This window comes from Pseudonocardia sp. ICBG601 (assembly GCF_020496245.1).
The window spans coordinates 1-16,384 of record NZ_JAHLJA010000247.1; the positions used below are offsets into that span (position 1 = coordinate 1).

Sequence of the window (16,384 nt, forward strand, 5' to 3'; positions counted from 1 at the left end):
CCTTCACGGTGCGCTGGTAGGTCGGCCCGGAGGACTTGAACTCCGCGATCAGGTCGGCCAGCACGGCCTGCGGCGCGACCGGGAACACGGTGTCGCGCACGAGCTGGTCGCCGGCGTTCACGGTCGCCTCGGCGACCACGGAAACAGCAAGTTTCTCCTTGCCGGTGACCCGCTTGAACTCCTTGATCAGCTCCTTGGTCACCGGACCTCGCGCGGGCGTTGATCCGGTGCACGGTGGAGATCAGCAGCTCGACCAGCGTGTCGGTGATCTCCGTTCCCGGCAGTGGCAACAACGCCGCCAGCAGGGCCAGCGTCACCTCAGGCGCGTGTCCGCGCAGGTGGCTGGGCGCCTCGACCGCCGCCCGCGCCCGCCAGGCGGCGACCACCTTCGGGGCGATGTCGGCGAACACGCCGGCTGACAGGCCGACCGCCCGTACCGCTTCCAGCTTGGCGATCTCGGTCGAAACATCGTGTTCAGGCTGACGTTGCCCGGATCGGACCGGATCGAGGCCAGCACCGCCGGCCCGTCACCGTCCCCGCCGGGTTGGCCGTCGTCATCGGCACCGGCCGCGACCAAGGCGACAGCCGAACGCGCACCGCCCTCGGATAAGCGGATCGCCACCCGTGCGAACAGCAGCTCCTCGCCGCGGTGCAGCGCCGAGCGCACGATCCGGTCGACGCGGCCGCCGTGGGCGGCTCGATACGTTCCTCCCGGCACCGGTCCAGCAGCTGGTCACGGACACGTTCAGCGCCGCGCTCGTCTGGGTGACGGTGGTGACCAGCCACTCGGTGAGCTTGTCGGCGTCGGCGACGCTGCACTCCCGGAAACCCCAGTGTCCGGCGAATCTGGCTGCGATGGAACTCGATCGTGCGGCCGGACCAGTCGTAGAACGCCAGCTCGGTCACCGGCACACCGACCTGCCGGCCACGTAGTCCACAGCGGCGTCGGGGATCTCGCTCCGGCTGCGGGGAAACCGGCCGTGCTCGGTGTAAAAGCGCAGCAACACCGCGAACCCGAGCCGCGTCGCGCCACGCTTGCCGGCCACCATCGCCAGCTCGGCCTCGACCAGCGTCCACCGATCGATCAGTTCGTCCTGACCCAGCTCACGCGCCACGCACGGACGCTACTCCCACCCCCCGGACACCGCCGCGACCAGAGATTCAGGGTCAAGCCCCCAGCGCTCGTTTGCGGCTGATGACACGATCCTTACCGGCACCCCAACTTCGGGCGCACCACATCAGCGAACGCACCACCATCAGAAAAACCAGGTGCGGAGCCATCGCCGGACTCGGTGGTGTCGGTGCTCCAGAACGCCGCCGGCGGTGCCGCTGGTTCCGGCGTCTCGACCGCTGGGCGCGCCGGCCGCTCGCCCGGATCCTCGGGACCCGATGCTCCGGCCGCCGGCGGCTCGGCCGCGGTCGGCGTACCGGGAACCGCCCACGCCGCTGCATCTCCGGTCAGCCACGACGGCGTCTTGTCCGATGTCGAGGTCTCCGACGGCGGCACGTGGTTACTACTCGCGCTCACCGGTCACCCACCTCGTTACCGGTGGTCCCGGTGAGCAGACCGGGATCGACGACCAGACGACCGTCCTCCGGAGCACGTGTGACGGGCACCGTCATCCGCACCCAGCACGCCTCACCAGCGCCCAGGCCGCGGCCGTCTCCGGCGGACACACGACCGCCCGACCATCCCCGGCACCGCCGCCACCTCCCCAACCTCCGAACCATCGACAGGCCCGGCGCCGGCGGTGTCGACGCGGACATACGGCGTGGCGCGGACGACGACCTCGACGAACACCACCGTGTCCGACCGCCGATACAACCGCCCCGGCAACGGGGAATCCGCACGCTGACGGCCCGCACCGGCCCAGCCCCACGTACACGCCTGCGCGTCCGCGAGAACTTCGCGCAGGACCTCGGCCCGCCGCCACGGCACGTCCTCATCGAACGACTGGAAATCGCAGGCGAAGCGGCCGGCGAACGCCGACGCCTCCACATCCGACACCGGCTCCCACGACCGCACCGACCGCGTAAACGACGACCCAGCGGCCGCACGGACAAGTGAGCGTCCGGGCGGGCCTGCGGTTCTGGCAGCGGGATCTCCTCGTCGAACTTGATGTCCGGGGTCGCGAGCTCGACATGTTCACCGGCGTCTGGCGTCGCAGAGCCACAGGGAGCAACAGGCGTTTGGTACGGCCCGGCCGTCCGGACCGCTTGCGAGCGCCGCGAGGTAATGGCGTATACCGATGCTGTCGCTGGTCGAGGGCCTAAGCGGTCCCGGGCAGCGAGCCCCGGGGCTACCTGCCACGGAGCGGAATCCGCCGCAGCTCCTGGCTCGGGGCGAGACCGACGAGGCATCACGGCCTTCCTTCTGCATCCGATCAAGCTGACTACGAACACTGTCTTGTGGGCACCATCCCCGCCTCAGACGGCCACGTGTTGACGGAGCAGCTGGCGTCGCCCGGCGCGCCAGCACACCATGACATCGAAGATTTTGCAACAGACCAGCCGTACAATCTTCGTTCTAGCTGTTCTAGCTGACACTCCGCTACGCTCTAGGTTCGGACCAGCGGCTTCCGGACCGCACCCCTCATGGCATCCATCAGCGGGGCCTTGTCTGGGCGCTGCCTCTTCCACTCGCCCGCGATGAGCTGGCCGACCCCTCGGTCGACCCACCACCGGCAGCAGAGGAGGAGGAGGAGGAGGAGGAGTGAGAAAAATCAGTCGGACGAGACAGGCAGCCTAGCCCGGCGACTGGACAGGCTCTTTGAGGCGAACCGGCCACCCCGGGCTTTGAATCGGCGGTGGCGAAATAATGAGGTCGTATCGATCTGTCGTTCAAACGGATTCGATATATCCGAGTCGCACCTCAGTGAGCTCCGCCGAGGACTAAAAACGAATCCGACTAGCAAGACCCTGGGGGCGCTGGCTTGGTTCTTCGATGTTCGAGTTGGATATTTAATTGACTCGGACACGGATGAAGACGAACGAGAGCTGGGGCGTCGAGAGGCGGCGGCTCGCAGTGCGCTGGCCGCTGAAGAAGCGGCGAGAAGGCAGGAACGGGAGGCAGCGCTTGAGCTCCAGCAGGCCCTACGTAAATCTGGAATTACTCGACTTGCTCACCGAGGGTCTGGCGCCGCGCCGCAACATCGAGCGATGATGATGAGGGCACTCACGGAGGCATTGCTTGAGGAAGATCAAGACTCGCGCGATGGCTCCTGACGCGCCAATCGAGAGCGGCAAGGCCGCCTTCATATCCTGCCGTTCAGGTGATGACAGCACTCAATGGCCTGACATAAAGCGGTGGCAGCATGGCCTTATTTGTCCGACCCAAGAAGAGCTGCGGCAGCTCTGTCGTGAGCTGTTGAAAACACTGGGCCTCGTTCCACCGTTCACTGCATGGCAGTTCTGCCATCGCCTTAGCGAGAAACGTGGGCGCGTAATCAGCGTGGAGGCCCGCGACTTAGGGTGGGTCACCGCGATTGGACATCTGCTTCCTGGAAAACGCAGAGATCGCGTTTTACATGACTACCGAGCGCCAGTGCCCCAACAGGAACGAATCATTTATCATGAGTCCATGCACTCCTACCTAGGGCACACCGATCCAGGGAGCCCCCCTCTGATATGCGGATCATTAATTGGCGACGATGATACCGTTCCTGACGATGGCCGCTACTCGCAACTATGTGAATGGCAGGCTGAGACTTGTGCAGACGAGCTGGTTCGTCTAGCTCAGCTCCGACCTCAGCTGAACGAGTACGCAGACAACTCTCGCTGAACGGCAGCGTGACCGCCGCGTGCGAAGCCGTTCGGCCTTCACTCACCCCGTTCAGCTGGAAAAACCGATGAAGTTCTGGTTCGAAATAATCACCGCATCCTTGGTGAGCGGCCTCGCCGTATGGTACTGGGTGCAGCTGCGACAGTATTCGCACGACGTAGCCTTCCGGTTACTTGTCGCAGCCATCACGGTCCTTGGGTTTACTCTCGCGACGGCATCGATCTCCCAGTTTTCGAGAGGCTAAAAGAAGCCCTCAGCGTTGTCTCCTTTAGCAACATCGCCTGGGGCTTCATGTTCTATAGCTACTCAGTATATTTCATGCTGTGCCGAGCCAACGACCCAAACCAGGAGACACGCCAAAAGACTACATTTACCGGCAAGCAGGGGTCGAGTTCGTGATCTGGCTCTGCTTCCTTGTTCCGGCGTTGGTTGCTCTACTGGATGGCCCACCTGGGTTCTGGGAGCAACCGCGAGATCCTGAATCACATCGCACCCTACGTAACGCTATCTACTACACCGGCGTGACTATCTATCCGATTGTTGCATGGTTTATCGGGACCCGCCGAGCGATCGCCTACAGGCGCCCGATCGCTCACACATGGACGCGTCACGCAAGTCTCGGTGTAGTGGTAGGCGTTTTCTTGATGGCGGCTATGAGTGCAATCAGTCTGACCCGCCAGATACTCTACATCGTGTACCCAGGGTCGCGTTGGCCAGCGATGCGCGACTGGTACAACACAGCTAGATTGAGCGGACAGATCATCCTGGCGTCCGCATTCGCAATTATTCCGATAGTCACATTCTGTCGTCGTCTTCAAGCATCGAGAGCTCACATACGAACAAGTCGGGACTTGCACGCTGACATCTCTTCTTGTGGAGATGCATAGTGGCAGAATTTCCACATATTGAACTTAAGGATGTTCCCCACGATGAGCGGCTGAGTAGTCAACCCGCACCGCTCACTCGGATGCAGGACGAAATCTCTGACGGGCTCTCCTATCTAGCCAGTTGGTCCCGTGGCTCGATCACAGCTGCCGAATCGGTGGAGTCGCAGATTGCGCAGACACTCACTAGAAAGCGTGTTATCGAAGCGGCGCGCTGGGTGGACCCTGACGAGGCGGACTTCACTTATCGATACGAAATTCCACGATGGGAGCCCGAGTTCAGCTCCCCGAGGAGCGGACCCAGTGGATGGCTCAGTTGTCTCGCGAATTGTCTAATCTCGGAGTTTTACAGAAAATGTCCACAGAGTCCCTGGGGGAGCGCTTTGCCGAGTACGACTAACCTGATAATCCACGACACTGCGCCAATCGTTGAAGGGGCTACGGTAGCTGAAACTTTACAGAACTCGATCGCATTAGCCCGCTTCGGCGATAGACACAGCTACCACCGCTATTGGACAGCAGAAACTCACGGGATGCGAGCTGTCGCGAGCTGCGCCCCTGCTGTCGTGTGCACGGCAGCAGCCGCCCAAACAAAGCGTATTCGGATAGGAGCCGCCGGCGTTCTTCTACCGAATCATCCAGAGCTCGTCATCTCGGAGCAATTCGGAACTATTGAAGCGCTGCATCCAAGGCGAGTCGACTTAGCGCTCGGGCGCTCACTCGGTGGGCCCGCAGCTGTTGCTTCAGCGATCAATCCGCATAGAACACAAGATATCGAATCGTTCAAGCTCCGAGTGCAGAATCTGCAAAACTACTTCGCTAATCAGTACCACAACGGAGTACGCTCAGTCACGGGATTTGGGCACCAGCCTCAGATGTGGGTCTTAGGGACCAATCCTGAAAGTGCTCAACTGGCAGCAGAGCTCCGGCTTGCATATGCTTTCGGTGGACACTTGCACTACGCGGCGATGGATTCAGCGATCGCCGCCTACCACGAGACTGCGGCTAAAGACAACGAATGGACTCCTCATGTAGCAGTATCGGTGGGAGTTATTGCTGCGAGCGATACTGCTACTGCTCAGTACCTCGCGGGATCCCATCGAATGAAAGTTATGCGCCGAAAGATTCATCAAGAAAGGATGCACCTGCCACACCCCGACAAGGCCGCTGGCCTCTCCCTGCGAAGCGCTGCGGAACGTCAGGCGTTCGAAGGTGCAACCGAAGGATACTGTGTTGGCGACATCGCCGCCGTTCGAGAACAACTCACTGGCTTGCGTGACAGAACGAAGGCAAACGAGCTCATCATCTCTACACCCATCTTTGATCATGAAGATCGGTTGAGATCTTACTCTTTAGTTGCAGAATCCATGAGAGGACTGTGACGCACCAAAATGCCGTTAAATACTCCGGCCGAAGGCCGAGTCGTGGTGACTGCTTACGTCGATCCGGTGTGCCCGTATGCGTGGGTCACGTCCCAGTGGCTACGAGACGTCGCCCGCGCCCGCCCTCTCGACCTGGACTTCCGGACGATGTCCCTCGCTGTGCTCAATCAGGACCCGGCCGATCCGCTGGAGCTGACGCGGGGATATGGAGAGTGCGTGGCGCCCGGTCCGGGTCGCGGAAGCGATCGCCGCGACCCGCGGGCCCGAGCACCGTCACCGTTACTTCTACGAGTTCGGTCACCGCTATCACGACCTGCGGGAACGTCCCCGCGACACCGTCCTACGCGACACACTCGCCGCCCTTGACGCCATGACCCTCTACGGCGCCGCGGACGACCAGGTCTGGGACGAGGCGGTGACCGCCAGCCACCACGCTGCCCTGGACGGGGTCGGTGAGGACGTCGGCACTCCGATCGTGCGGATCAACGGGACAGGGATTTTCGGACCGGTCCTCACCACCGTCCCCGACACTGCACGTGGCGCGGCGATCTTCGATGCGGTCGCGACGTTGATCGCGCACCCGGAGTTCACCGAACTCAAGCGCACCCGAACGACGAGCAGCGATGAGTGACCTCGCGAAGGTGCTCGCGGCGCGGGCCCCGGACCTTCCGGACATCCCGTTGTTCGGTTCGGTGACGGTGGGTCAGGTGTTCGTGGCGGTCGCGGCGGTCGTGGTGCCCGCCACGGTGGTCGGGCATGTGCTGGTGTTGTGGGCGTGGGCCCGTGGCTGGGAACCGCGCCGGCTGCGCAACCTCGCCCTGGTCGTCGTGGCCGCTGCGGCGCTGGCCGGGCCGATCGTCGGCATGCTGCCCTGGTGGGGCCTGGAGCTGACGGCCTCGGCGGTGCGTCAGGCATGGGACGGCCACTACCTGCACGCTGGGATCGACTCCGCCGCGGCGACCGCCCCTCTGGTGGCGATCACGTCCTGGGTGTGGTGGCACCTCTACACCAAGCGGATGCGGTCCGGTGTCGCCCAGGCCGCCGGGGAACGTCACGTCCGCCGCCAGCTACACATCCGCGCCGGTGCGGCGGCCCGCCGCGCCCGCCGCGAGCGCATCCCGCTGGCCCACACCGACCGCACCGGCACACCCTCGGTTGTCCTCGGCCCACGTTATGACACCGTCCGCGCCCAGCCGGACCTGCTCACCGACACCCTGCGCCGGCGCGCCGCGCCGTGGTTACAGGTCCCGATGCCCGCGATCGCCCTCCACACTGTCTGCCTGGCCGAGACCGGCGCCGGGAAGACCACGATGCTGGTGCGCTGCTCAGCCAGCTGGGCCGAGATCACCTGGACCGCCTACAACCAGCAACAGCACGGCGCTGCGGGATCACGGCCGTTGGTGATCTTCCTGGCCGCGAAAGGCGGCCCCGACGCCGACACCGACGCCCACGAATGGGCCGACGCGATGGAAGACCTCGGCCTGCACCCGGACCGGATCGGCGTGTTCCCGTTCGAGACCCGGCTGAACATGTGGCGCATGCCCGCCACCCAGCTCCGCGCCGCCCTACACAAACTCGCGAAAACCGATCACCGCTTCTACGACGTCCTGCAACGCGGCCTACTCCACCTGATCATCGACGCACCCACCGAGAAGCCACCCGCGTCGTCGGCGGAGTTCCTGCAACGCCTCGACCCGGCCTGGCTCACGGCGGCGTGGGCGGGACATCCGGTCGAGGAACGCGCCATCGCCGCCCTGACCAAGACCACCGGCGGCGGCGCGGGCGCCTCATCGCTCGACAGCGACCTGTTGCTGTTCGCGGATTTGTTCCGCAGCATCGTCGGCGACTTCGACGCCGGCCAGCCCTTGTCGGACTTCGACGCCCTCTACGTCTCCGTCCCCGGCGCCACCGACCAGGTCGTCGCCGCCACGAAGACCGCCGTCCTCATCGAACTGCTCACCTACGAACTCGGTGTCGCTCACGACGGGCAACGCCGTCAGGTGTTGTTCGTCATCGACGAGTTCTCCGCGGTCTCCGGTGACACCGCAGGTGACGTCATCAACCTCGTCGAACGGCTGCGTTCCCTGGGCGGCTCGGTCATCGTGTCCGCCCAGTCCTATGAAGGCCTCGCCGACACCGAAGACCAACGCCGCCGCCTGCTGGGCGCGATGGGCGGCGGCGCCCTACTCGGCCGCACCAGCAACGCCGAACAACTCGCCGAGCGGTTCGGGACGCGGCTGGTCGACGAAGTCGGCTACCAACTCGACGGTGGCCGTATGACCGGTGTCGGCACCGTGCGCCGCCAGCACACCTACCTGCTCGACCCGAACCGGCTCCGACAGCTCCCCCGCCACCACCTCGCCTACGCCACACCCGACCAGGTCATCTACGGCGTCGTCGCCCCACTCGCCGCCTCGCCCGCGATCGTCGGCTCGCCGCGGCGGACCGCACCCACCAACGGCCCGGCACTGTCCCGGCGCCGACTCACCGCAGGCCAGGCCGCCGCGATCAACCGGCGGCTCCGCCGACCCGGCACCACGACCGGTAACGGCGCCCGGGCCACCGGCGGCGGAGATGGCCAGGCCCCGGACTGGACCGGGGACGACTGGACACACGACACCAGCAACGAGGACCCACGATGAGCCCGAGCCCGAGTGTCCATCCTGAACAGGCGCGGGCCGCCGCCGCGGCGCTGCTCGGTGTCCCCGCCGGCGCCTCACCTGAGCTGCTACGGACCGCGTGGCGGGCCGCCGCCCGCCATCACCACCCCGACCGGGGCGGCGACCCGGAACGGTTCATCGCCCTGACCAGCGCCTACGAACTACTCACCACACCACCAGCGCCACCGCGAGCAACTCCACACACGACGACACCGGCGGGGCCGGCGGGGCCGCGCGCGCGTCGGCGCGGCCATCGGTGGGCTTCTGTTCCTACGGGCTTTCGGGCTGCTCGCTGCCGTCGGTGTCCTCACCGCTGGTGTCGCCCTGGTCGCCGCGCCGGTCGTGGCCGCGATGGTCGCGTTGCTGGGCGCGGTAGCGGCTGCCCACCATGTCTACCTGGCCGCCGCCCACGCTGAATCCCGCTCGCCGGTAAGCGGTCCCTGACTGTGGGGCGGGCGCCGTCCAGACCGCGCTTACTCCGACCGCGAAACAGGAACTCCGGCGCCCGCCACCAGCGACGATAGCCTCAACCGGTCGTCGTGTGTGTCCGACGAGGTCACCGGATGCCCGACGACGGACCGGCGCCGGTCGTGATCCGCTCCCAGCCCGGCGCTACCTGTCCACGCCCGGGAACCCGCGGGCGCCGTAGCCGTAGCGGGGTGGAGCCGGGCGCGGCCCTGCCCGGTCGGGCTTCACCAGCCGGGACGGGCTGTCTTGCACACTCACCACGCCACGACCGAGGTCGAGCGCGGTCTGCGACCGCCACGCCCCGAACGCTTGATGAAGGTCGGCGGGGACGTCGATGCTGAGCCGGACGGTCGTGGGACGCCCGAAACCGGCACCGATCTGACGTACCTGGCCTGGTAGCTGCTGCTGGTTCATCCGGTCTGTTCGTGGTCGGGGCAGGTCGGGTCGGTGCATTCTCGCCAGCCGAGGAACTCCCCCGGGGCCAACCACGCCGGGGCCGCGGTGGCGGCATAGAGGCCTTCGACCTGGGCGATGCTCATGTCCAGGTCATAGCAGACCGTCGGATCGGCGGCGAGCCGCCCGAACGCGGTCTTCGCGATCCGGGCGGCGAAACCGATCGCGGTCTGCGGGGACCGAGCGATCACGACCGTCGCCAGGCCGACACCGAGACCGGTGACGAGGTCGGCTTTCGTCCCGACCAGCTTCCCGTTGTGCTCGCGTTGCTGGCGGCGCATCGCGGTCCGTAACGGCGCCGCGATCGCTGTCGCGACCTGCGGCGACACCTCAAGGAGTTGCATCACGCAATGAAAACTCTTCGCCACCAGCGCACCCCCCATAGGTCCAGGTCCAGGATAGTCCGATTCATGCCGCGCTAGTCGATCTTGCGGGTGCTGGTCTGGAGGCCGTCGGCGCCGACGACCCTGCTGGCGAGACGTTCGACCTCGGCGGCGGTGAACCGGTCAGGCAACGCGACCGGGAGAAGCCGGAAACCGTCACGGATCGTGTTCAGCGCGGTCGCCAGCCCGGCGACATGGTTACGGGCGACGACGTCGATCTCCACGCTGAGCAGGTCACGGTCATGGCCGTGACGAGCCGGATTCAGAATGACCGCAGCAACCGCACGGGACAGCACACCACGCCACAACAGCCCGATGAAGTGCTCACCCAGGACCTCCGCCGCCCCGGGAAGGTCCTTCCCCGGCAGATCGAAATCCTGACGACAGACGACCAACACCCTGCTCACGCCCACCGGCCTCATCGTCCTTACCGCGCCGACCGCCGCGGCCCCGGCTCCCAACACGGAACCTCGGTGATGTCCCGGATCGCCCACTTCAGCTGCGGCGCCAACGCCTCCGGATCCCGAGCCCGCGCCCGCCGCGCCCGGTCCCGCTCCACAAACTCCCCCGCAACATCCTGAACCTGCCCCAACACATTCGGCGCACACCAATACATCACACCGACACACTCCAACTCCCGAGCACGACCACCACCGACGACAACAAACCCGCCACCATATCCGCCTCCCCATTCTTCGGCGGCGACTCCAAATAACGCGACCGCGTCTTCCGCGACAACTCCACCTCCACCAAAGCACGCCGCCCATCCGGAAAAACCTCAACCCCATCCGGCATATGCGGCACCGGCACACCACGCGGACGCCACCCCGTTAAATGCTGCAACGTCCGCTCCGACACCCACCGCCCCACATCCAAACCCACCCGATGAAACCGCACCGCCGCCACCGCACGAACATGCCCCGACACCGTCTGCCGCGGCCGCCACCCCGGCACATCCCACCCAACAACTCCCGCACCAACGTCCGCGACGGCCACACCCACATCGCCCCCGCATCCACCTTCCCCGTACACACCCACCCCGCACGCCGCCACCGACCCACCACCGCATGCGCCGCCTGCGCCGACACCCCCAACACACTCGACAACAAATCCAGAGGCAACCCATACTGATGCGCAGCAATCTCCAACAAACCCGTATCCCGCGCCGTCAACACCACCGAACCCGCATCCCGACGCCGCGCACGCACCCGCTCACCGACTTCACCCAACACCACAACCACCCTTTCCTGCTACCCATCCGAAATATTCCACCAACAACATCGCACACCACCGAGGCGTCAGCGAGACGAACAACCCCACCCGCCGCAAAAGATCACCACCCAACCCGACCACCCCGATAAACCGAGGATTTGACTACGCCGATGCGCAGCGAGACGAACAACCCACCTACGAACAGATACACCCAACCCAACCCAACCACCACCATCCCCACAGTCTGTTGACTTTGACCTTGACCTTGCTTTTTTAAAGGCATTGAACTTCGTACTAGAACACTGGGGTCACTCCGTGACCCGGTCGGGCTGGGGGGCCGGGGCCCGACACCACCCCCGGCCGTCAGCGAAGCAGGCTGGGGGTGGTGTCGGGCCCGGCCCCCAGCCCGACACACTAGACCAGCAGGTCACACCAGCGAAACGGCCTCGCCCATCAGCAGAAAACCCTCAACGCCGCTTCCCAGGAGCTTCCAGCCGCTTCAAAGCCGCATCAAAGCCCCTCAGCGCCGCCGACACGCCCCCCAGCACCGCCACGGCCGGACATCTGCCAGCACGTCAACACCCCGGAGGGCAGGCAGGGCCCCGGCAAAGTCGCGATAGGCGGCGGTAGTCGCCCCACGCGGCCTTCTGATTGCCGCGCTGCACCTGCCCGGGACCAGCTATAGCGCCGAGCGGCGGCGCAGCTGCGCCGCTTGTCACGGCTCGCCACAAGATCATCTAACGACTTTGCCGGGGCCCTGGGAGGGCAGGCACCAAGAACGCCGGGAAACGACCATGCCCGCCGCGAAGCCAAGCACCGACCGCCAAGAAAAGACACTGTCTCAGCACGAACACTGCTTCAGTACCGAAAAAAGACGCTGCTGCGTCGCTTCCCGTCCTCGCCCTCCCAAGGCGGGCTGCGGTCCGGATCGACTTGCCAACGAACTGGCCGATACCGCTTCACAACGAGCGCCACCGCGAAACCCGCAGCACCGACAGAGTGAACTATCCACCCCCGCAGGAAACGCGGCACCCAACCCCGGACCGCAGCCCTCTCCCCGGCTCACCACCGCACACAGAAACAACTCACCAATACCGCATTAAAACCCCGACACTGAACGGCAACTCCAGGCCGTGATCTACCAGCAACCGATTCACGTCGGCGCGCGTGAGCGACTCACCGTCCTTCAATGCATAGAACGCCATCTTCTCGACATCAGCCATGAACGCCGGATGCGCGGCACACCAATCCTTGACCTTCAGCTTCACCGCGGCCCGCTGCTTCTTTTTCTTCGGCGAAACGACGTGTAGCCATGCGCTCGATGCGCGTTCTGCGCCGACCTATAGCCGTAACCCTGCGCGTCATCGATAACCTCGCCGGTAGCGACATCGACAACGACATACCGCAAATCCCGGCCACGCGACAACACAGTACTGATAACCACCTTCACGCCGCGACTAACGCCATTCTCGGGACTCACCCGACCTCCCGCTCACAACGCGGGCAGGCCCGCCCAGGACAGATGTCGTCGCCGCACACCTCACACTCGACGAGCTCACCCACCACCCTCAACACACCACCCTCCAGTTCCACATCCCCGTCGTTACCCATCGAGTTCTCCTCGCGCCGAGAAAGGTCGACAACCTGGTAACGACCCCGCACCACACGAATAATCCGGCCATAGCCGATCAGCGCATCCAGCGCGTCATGCACCGCAGCTTTCGACGCGGTCACAGCATCGACCAACGCCCCGGTCGTCGCCGTCCCGGCCGCGATGAGGGCGAGGACTTCGGCCTGCACCGGGGACAACACCACCTCTGCCGGTTCCACCGGAGCGGCAGACTCGCCGCCGGCCTCGACGCCGCGGCTCCCCCAGGGAGCCCGGCGGCCCCCCCGACCGGGCGGGACGACGACAGCGGCTCCACCAGCGCCGCTGTCGTCGTCGCCGAGAGTGTGGGTGGCGCCCAGCCCACCGACCTGCCACCGCCCGTTCACGGGCGGGCCGAGGACGCTGGTGACCGCCGCCGCGTCGAGTGGATGCAGCTCCGGCTGGTTGAAGTAGCGGTCGAACGCGGTCGAGGCGGTCAACTCCGGCGCCGGCAGACCCTTACCGACCATCCGGGCCGCGTCCGCGTCGCTGGGCAGCCAGTCCCAGCGCACCGGGGCATCCAAATGGGCGTGCACAGCCATCCCGGGCACCGGGCGCCGCGCGCCCCATCATTGAGCGGGAGCTCCGCCGGGTCGAACAGCAGGCCGGGTACCAGGTCCGAGGACGACTTCGAGTTCGTGCGGAACGCGATCACCTGGGAGGCGAACGCCGAGCGGGCGTGGTCTCCGCCCCAGGCGCCCTGGCCCTGGGACTGGTTGAGCCCGACCAGCCAGATGCCCAGGGCGCGGACGGTGTTGACGGTCTCGGTCCACAGGGCGGCGACCTTCGGATCGTGCGCGACGAACGAGTACTCGTCGTGCAGGAACATCCACCCAGGAACCAGCCTGCTGGGGAAGATCAGGTCCGAGCCGGCCTCGGCGGCGATCTGGGCGCGCGCGGCCAGGATCGCGGTCACCAGCCGCGGTAGGGCCAGCACGTTCTGTTTACCGATGACCGCGACCCGCGCCCGCGCCGCGAGAGCAGTCGAGGAATTCCCTTCGGGTCGGCATAGAGCAGGTTCAGCACACCGGTCGACAACGCCGCGGTGGTCAGGATGTTCGTCGCCCCGGACTTCCCGCCCCCGGTCGACCCGACGACCGCGGTCGGCACCGTCCCCGCCGTCATCCCACATGAGCACATCGACTTCACCGGAGCCGTCGATCGAGCGCCCGACACCTGTGATGACGCCGTCGACGACCCGCGGGCAGGTGAACAGCCGGGTGTCGGCGACCGGGTCGGTGTGAATGATCGTCAACCGCGCCCGGTTGCGCGCCGGCCCGCGCCGACCTGGGGCGAACAGGACCCGCTCAGCGTCGACGCCGAGCCCCCCAGCCAGCTTCGACCGATGCGCCACCAGGTCGTCCAGGGTGTGCACGCCCGGCCGCAGCACCACATCGAAGCTCGTCGTGAACTGGTCATCGGCGCGGCCGGTCAACCGCGACCCCGCCACCTTCCCGTCCTTGGAACCATTCGTCTCCGCCCACGCCCGACACAACGCATCCAGATCCGGGTCCCGCGGCGCCGGCGGCGGCACCACCGGCGCCGCCAACGCCGCCGTCCGCGGCCCGATCGGATGCACCCGCCACCAACGGGCACCCACCGCCGTCGACCCGAGCACCGCGGCCGCGCCCAGCAACGGCGACGGCCCGGCAGCAGCCAGCTGCCAGGCCAGGGCCGAGGCCCCGGCGGTTCCGGCGGCCAGCTCGGGCCACCACCGCCCGACCGCGCTGCGGTAACGGGCCGCGACCACCGCCGCCGCACCCACCGGCACCACCGCCGCCGGGCCGCCAACACCGCCGGACCCACATCCGCTACTGCCGCGGCTCCGGCGCCGAGCCAGTGCCCACCCATCCCAGCCACACCACCGACCGCAGCCGGAACCCACGGCCACCGACGACGCCGGTTCCGATCCGCCACCAGCACCCGACGCGCGTTCTCCGCCCGATCCCGACCCTCAGCGACATCGGCCGAGGCGACACCAGTCGGGACGACCGCGCTCTTCAACCGCGACCAGAACACCGCCGCCGCCCCCGCCCCCACGCCGGATACTGTCGTCGTGTCGGCGACACCACCGTCGACAGCACCGCTACCGCGGGCGGTCTGGCGGGCCTGCGCCCGCGCCTCGGCCCGCTCCGCCGCGACCCGAGCGGCATGTTCGAACCGCGTCTTCCGCGTGATCGTCTGCGTGGGCTTCGTCGAACGGGCCATGACCGGCCTCCCTTCCTGTTTTCTCTGCTGGTCAGAACCGTGCTGATGGAGTCGCTGATGCGCCCGGAGCGCCCGCCCACACCACTCGTGGTGTGGGCGGACTCCGAACCCCCAACCGGTGGTCCGTGCCCAGCGACGCCCTTCGACGCCCGAGCGATCATGTGATTGGCGGTGAGGGCGTCACGCACGATCGCCCCGCCCACACCGATCCGCTCCGCGGCAAGGGCGAGGTTGTCGATCACCGCCCCGACATGCGTGCCCGCACCGTCGAGACCGTCGAGGCCGGTCCAGCCATGACCTTCGAACTCGTCCACCAGGCCCCGGTGGGTGCCGAGCAGCTGTTCCAATCCGACGCCGCGTCCCGCAACGCCGCCGAGGCGAACTCGAAGTTCCCGTCCCCGTCCAATGCCGCCATCCCGTCATCTCCACTCTGTTCTGTGTCTGTGTGTGCTGGTCAGGTGCCGATTCAGAGGACAGCGTGCGGGCCCGGCACGAACGGCGCCTGGTCGTAGGCGTCCCGCCCGCGGTCGCCCTGGGCGCGCATCTGCTCGGCCAGCCCCGATACAAGCCCTCGGCGGCGTTCAAACCCGACAGCGAGTCGCCCAGCGGGCCGGTGACCTGGTCGCCCCAGCCGTCCCGGCCAGCCGATCGGTGAACGCCGACAGCTGCGTCTGGTAGACGCCACACGCCTCCGCCGCGGCGATCAACCGGGCAACAGCGGCCTCATACATGCCATTTCCTCCAGAAACAGTAGAAGTAGTCGTGCTGGACACCGACCCGGAAGACGGCGACGGGGACGTGCCCGCCACGAGACCCACGTCCGGTCAGCGGCGGCGTCGGGGAGGTCATCGGGTCGTCGAGGTCGACGACCCCGTCCGCCGCCGGGCGGGCCGCTGGAACCTGCTCGTCCGCAGGCGGGGCGGGCAGGCCGGGATCATCGGTCGCCACGACAGTCCCCGCCCGACGCCCCGGCGGCGGGGCGGGTGGCCTGCCGCCGCCGGCCCCACAGCTCCGGGTCCGCCGCAGCCGAGGGCCCGACGCCCCGGGCCCATCGCCCGCGCCGCCGGCGCCGCTGGCGCTGGTGGCCGGGTGCAGGCCGCGGGCCTGCGCCCAGCGGGCCCGCGCCCGATCAGCCCGCTCCATACGACGCTGCTGGACCGCCCGCCACCGCTCATCCCGCCCGGGGGCGGTCTCGTCGAACCACGCGCGGCGCCGCGCCGCCCGGTGCTCGCCGCGGTGCTGCGCGGCCCGGCACGCCTCCGCCCACCGGGAGGCCACGAGCAGCCCGAACGCGCCCCGCCCGGT

At 66.9% G+C, this 16,384-nt stretch carries 12 protein-coding genes and 3 pseudogenes; 6 read left to right on the forward strand and 9 right to left on the reverse strand.

The genetic code is table 11. The features are described from left to right. From KPL57_RS63925 to KPL57_RS63935, 3 genes are all read right to left on the reverse strand, one after another. Positions 1–202 (reverse strand): hypothetical protein (locus tag KPL57_RS63925; protein WP_226359296.1); only part of this gene is annotated, 202 nt, incomplete at its 3' end. Between the two features lie 700 nt (positions 203–902). Then, on the reverse strand, positions 903–1,115 hold the full coding sequence (locus tag KPL57_RS63930) for a DUF4158 domain-containing protein (protein ID WP_226359297.1): 213 nt from the start codon (positions 1,113–1,115) through the stop codon (positions 903–905). A gap of 524 nt (positions 1,116–1,639) precedes the next feature. Next, positions 1,640–2,008 (reverse strand): hypothetical protein, encoded by a 369-nt coding sequence (locus KPL57_RS63935; protein WP_226359298.1) that lies wholly within the window; start codon positions 2,006–2,008, stop codon positions 1,640–1,642. A gap of 2,740 nt (positions 2,009–4,748) precedes the next feature. On the opposite strand from KPL57_RS63935, the gene KPL57_RS63940 reads away from it, so the two are divergent. From KPL57_RS63940 to KPL57_RS73680, 5 genes and pseudogenes are all read left to right on the forward strand, one after another. After that, positions 4,749–6,047, forward strand: coding sequence for an MsnO8 family LLM class oxidoreductase (locus KPL57_RS63940; protein WP_226359299.1), 1,299 nt, complete (start codon positions 4,749–4,751; stop codon positions 6,045–6,047). Positions 6,048–6,056: 9 nt separating this feature from the next. Continuing rightward, positions 6,057–6,212, forward strand: a pseudogene (locus KPL57_RS73670) (disulfide bond formation protein DsbA); the annotation flags it as partial. Between the two features lie 40 nt (positions 6,213–6,252). Further along, a complete protein-coding gene (locus KPL57_RS73675; protein WP_374203991.1) occupies positions 6,253–6,678 on the forward strand; it encodes a hypothetical protein in 426 nt (141 codons plus the stop codon). Further along, the gene (locus KPL57_RS63950; RefSeq protein WP_226359301.1) at positions 6,671–8,689 is read left to right on the forward strand and encodes a TraM recognition domain-containing protein; all 2,019 of its coding nucleotides are present in this window, start codon (positions 6,671–6,673) and stop codon (positions 8,687–8,689) included. The genes KPL57_RS73675 and KPL57_RS63950 overlap by 8 nt, the downstream gene beginning before the upstream one ends. Then, a pseudogene (locus KPL57_RS73680) lies at positions 8,686–8,871 on the forward strand (J domain-containing protein); the annotation flags it as partial. The gene KPL57_RS63950 and the pseudogene KPL57_RS73680, both read left to right, overlap by 4 nt. Positions 8,872–9,585: 714 nt before the next feature. Here the strand turns inward: KPL57_RS73680 and KPL57_RS63960 are convergent. From KPL57_RS63960 to KPL57_RS63980, 5 genes are all read right to left on the reverse strand, one after another. Further along, positions 9,586–9,972, reverse strand: a complete 387-nt coding sequence (locus KPL57_RS63960; protein WP_226353146.1) for a hypothetical protein — start codon at positions 9,970–9,972, stop codon at positions 9,586–9,588. A gap of 74 nt (positions 9,973–10,046) precedes the next feature. Next, positions 10,047–10,424 (reverse strand): hypothetical protein, encoded by a 378-nt coding sequence (locus KPL57_RS63965; RefSeq protein ID WP_226353145.1) that lies wholly within the window; start codon positions 10,422–10,424, stop codon positions 10,047–10,049. Positions 10,425–12,308: 1,884 nt separating this feature from the next. Beyond that, positions 12,309–12,491, reverse strand: coding sequence for a hypothetical protein (locus KPL57_RS63970; protein ID WP_226359302.1), 183 nt, complete (start codon positions 12,489–12,491; stop codon positions 12,309–12,311). A gap of 208 nt (positions 12,492–12,699) precedes the next feature. Beyond that, a complete protein-coding gene (locus tag KPL57_RS63975; protein WP_226359303.1) occupies positions 12,700–13,311 on the reverse strand; it encodes a hypothetical protein in 612 nt (203 codons plus the stop codon). Beyond that, the gene (locus KPL57_RS63980) at positions 13,308–14,636 is read right to left on the reverse strand and encodes a hypothetical protein (protein WP_226359304.1); all 1,329 of its coding nucleotides are present in this window, start codon (positions 14,634–14,636) and stop codon (positions 13,308–13,310) included. Before KPL57_RS63980 ends, KPL57_RS63975 begins: the two co-directional genes overlap by 4 nt. 568 nt (positions 14,637–15,204) lie before the next feature. Here KPL57_RS63980 and KPL57_RS63985 point away from each other — a divergent pair. Further along, on the forward strand, positions 15,205–15,591 hold the full coding sequence (locus tag KPL57_RS63985) for a hypothetical protein (protein WP_226359305.1): 387 nt from the start codon (positions 15,205–15,207) through the stop codon (positions 15,589–15,591). A gap of 211 nt (positions 15,592–15,802) precedes the next feature. Here the strand turns inward: KPL57_RS63985 and KPL57_RS63990 are convergent. Further along, positions 15,803–16,384 (reverse strand): annotated as a pseudogene (locus tag KPL57_RS63990) (hypothetical protein); the annotation flags it as partial.

What these genes read in the sequence shown, in the direction of transcription:
- KPL57_RS63940 (WP_226359299.1), top strand. Translation starts at nt 4,749, where the DNA reads ATGCAGGACGAAATCTCTGACGGGCTCTCCTATCTAGCCAGTTGGTCC.
- KPL57_RS73675 (WP_374203991.1), top strand. Translation starts at nt 6,253, where the DNA reads ATGGAGAGTGCGTGGCGCCCGGTCCGGGTCGCGGAAGCGATCGCCGCG.
- KPL57_RS63950 (WP_226359301.1), top strand. Translation starts at nt 6,671, where the DNA reads ATGAGTGACCTCGCGAAGGTGCTCGCGGCGCGGGCCCCGGACCTTCCG.
- KPL57_RS63960 (WP_226353146.1), bottom strand. Translation starts at nt 9,972, where the DNA reads ATGCAACTCCTTGAGGTGTCGCCGCAGGTCGCGACAGCGATCGCGGCG.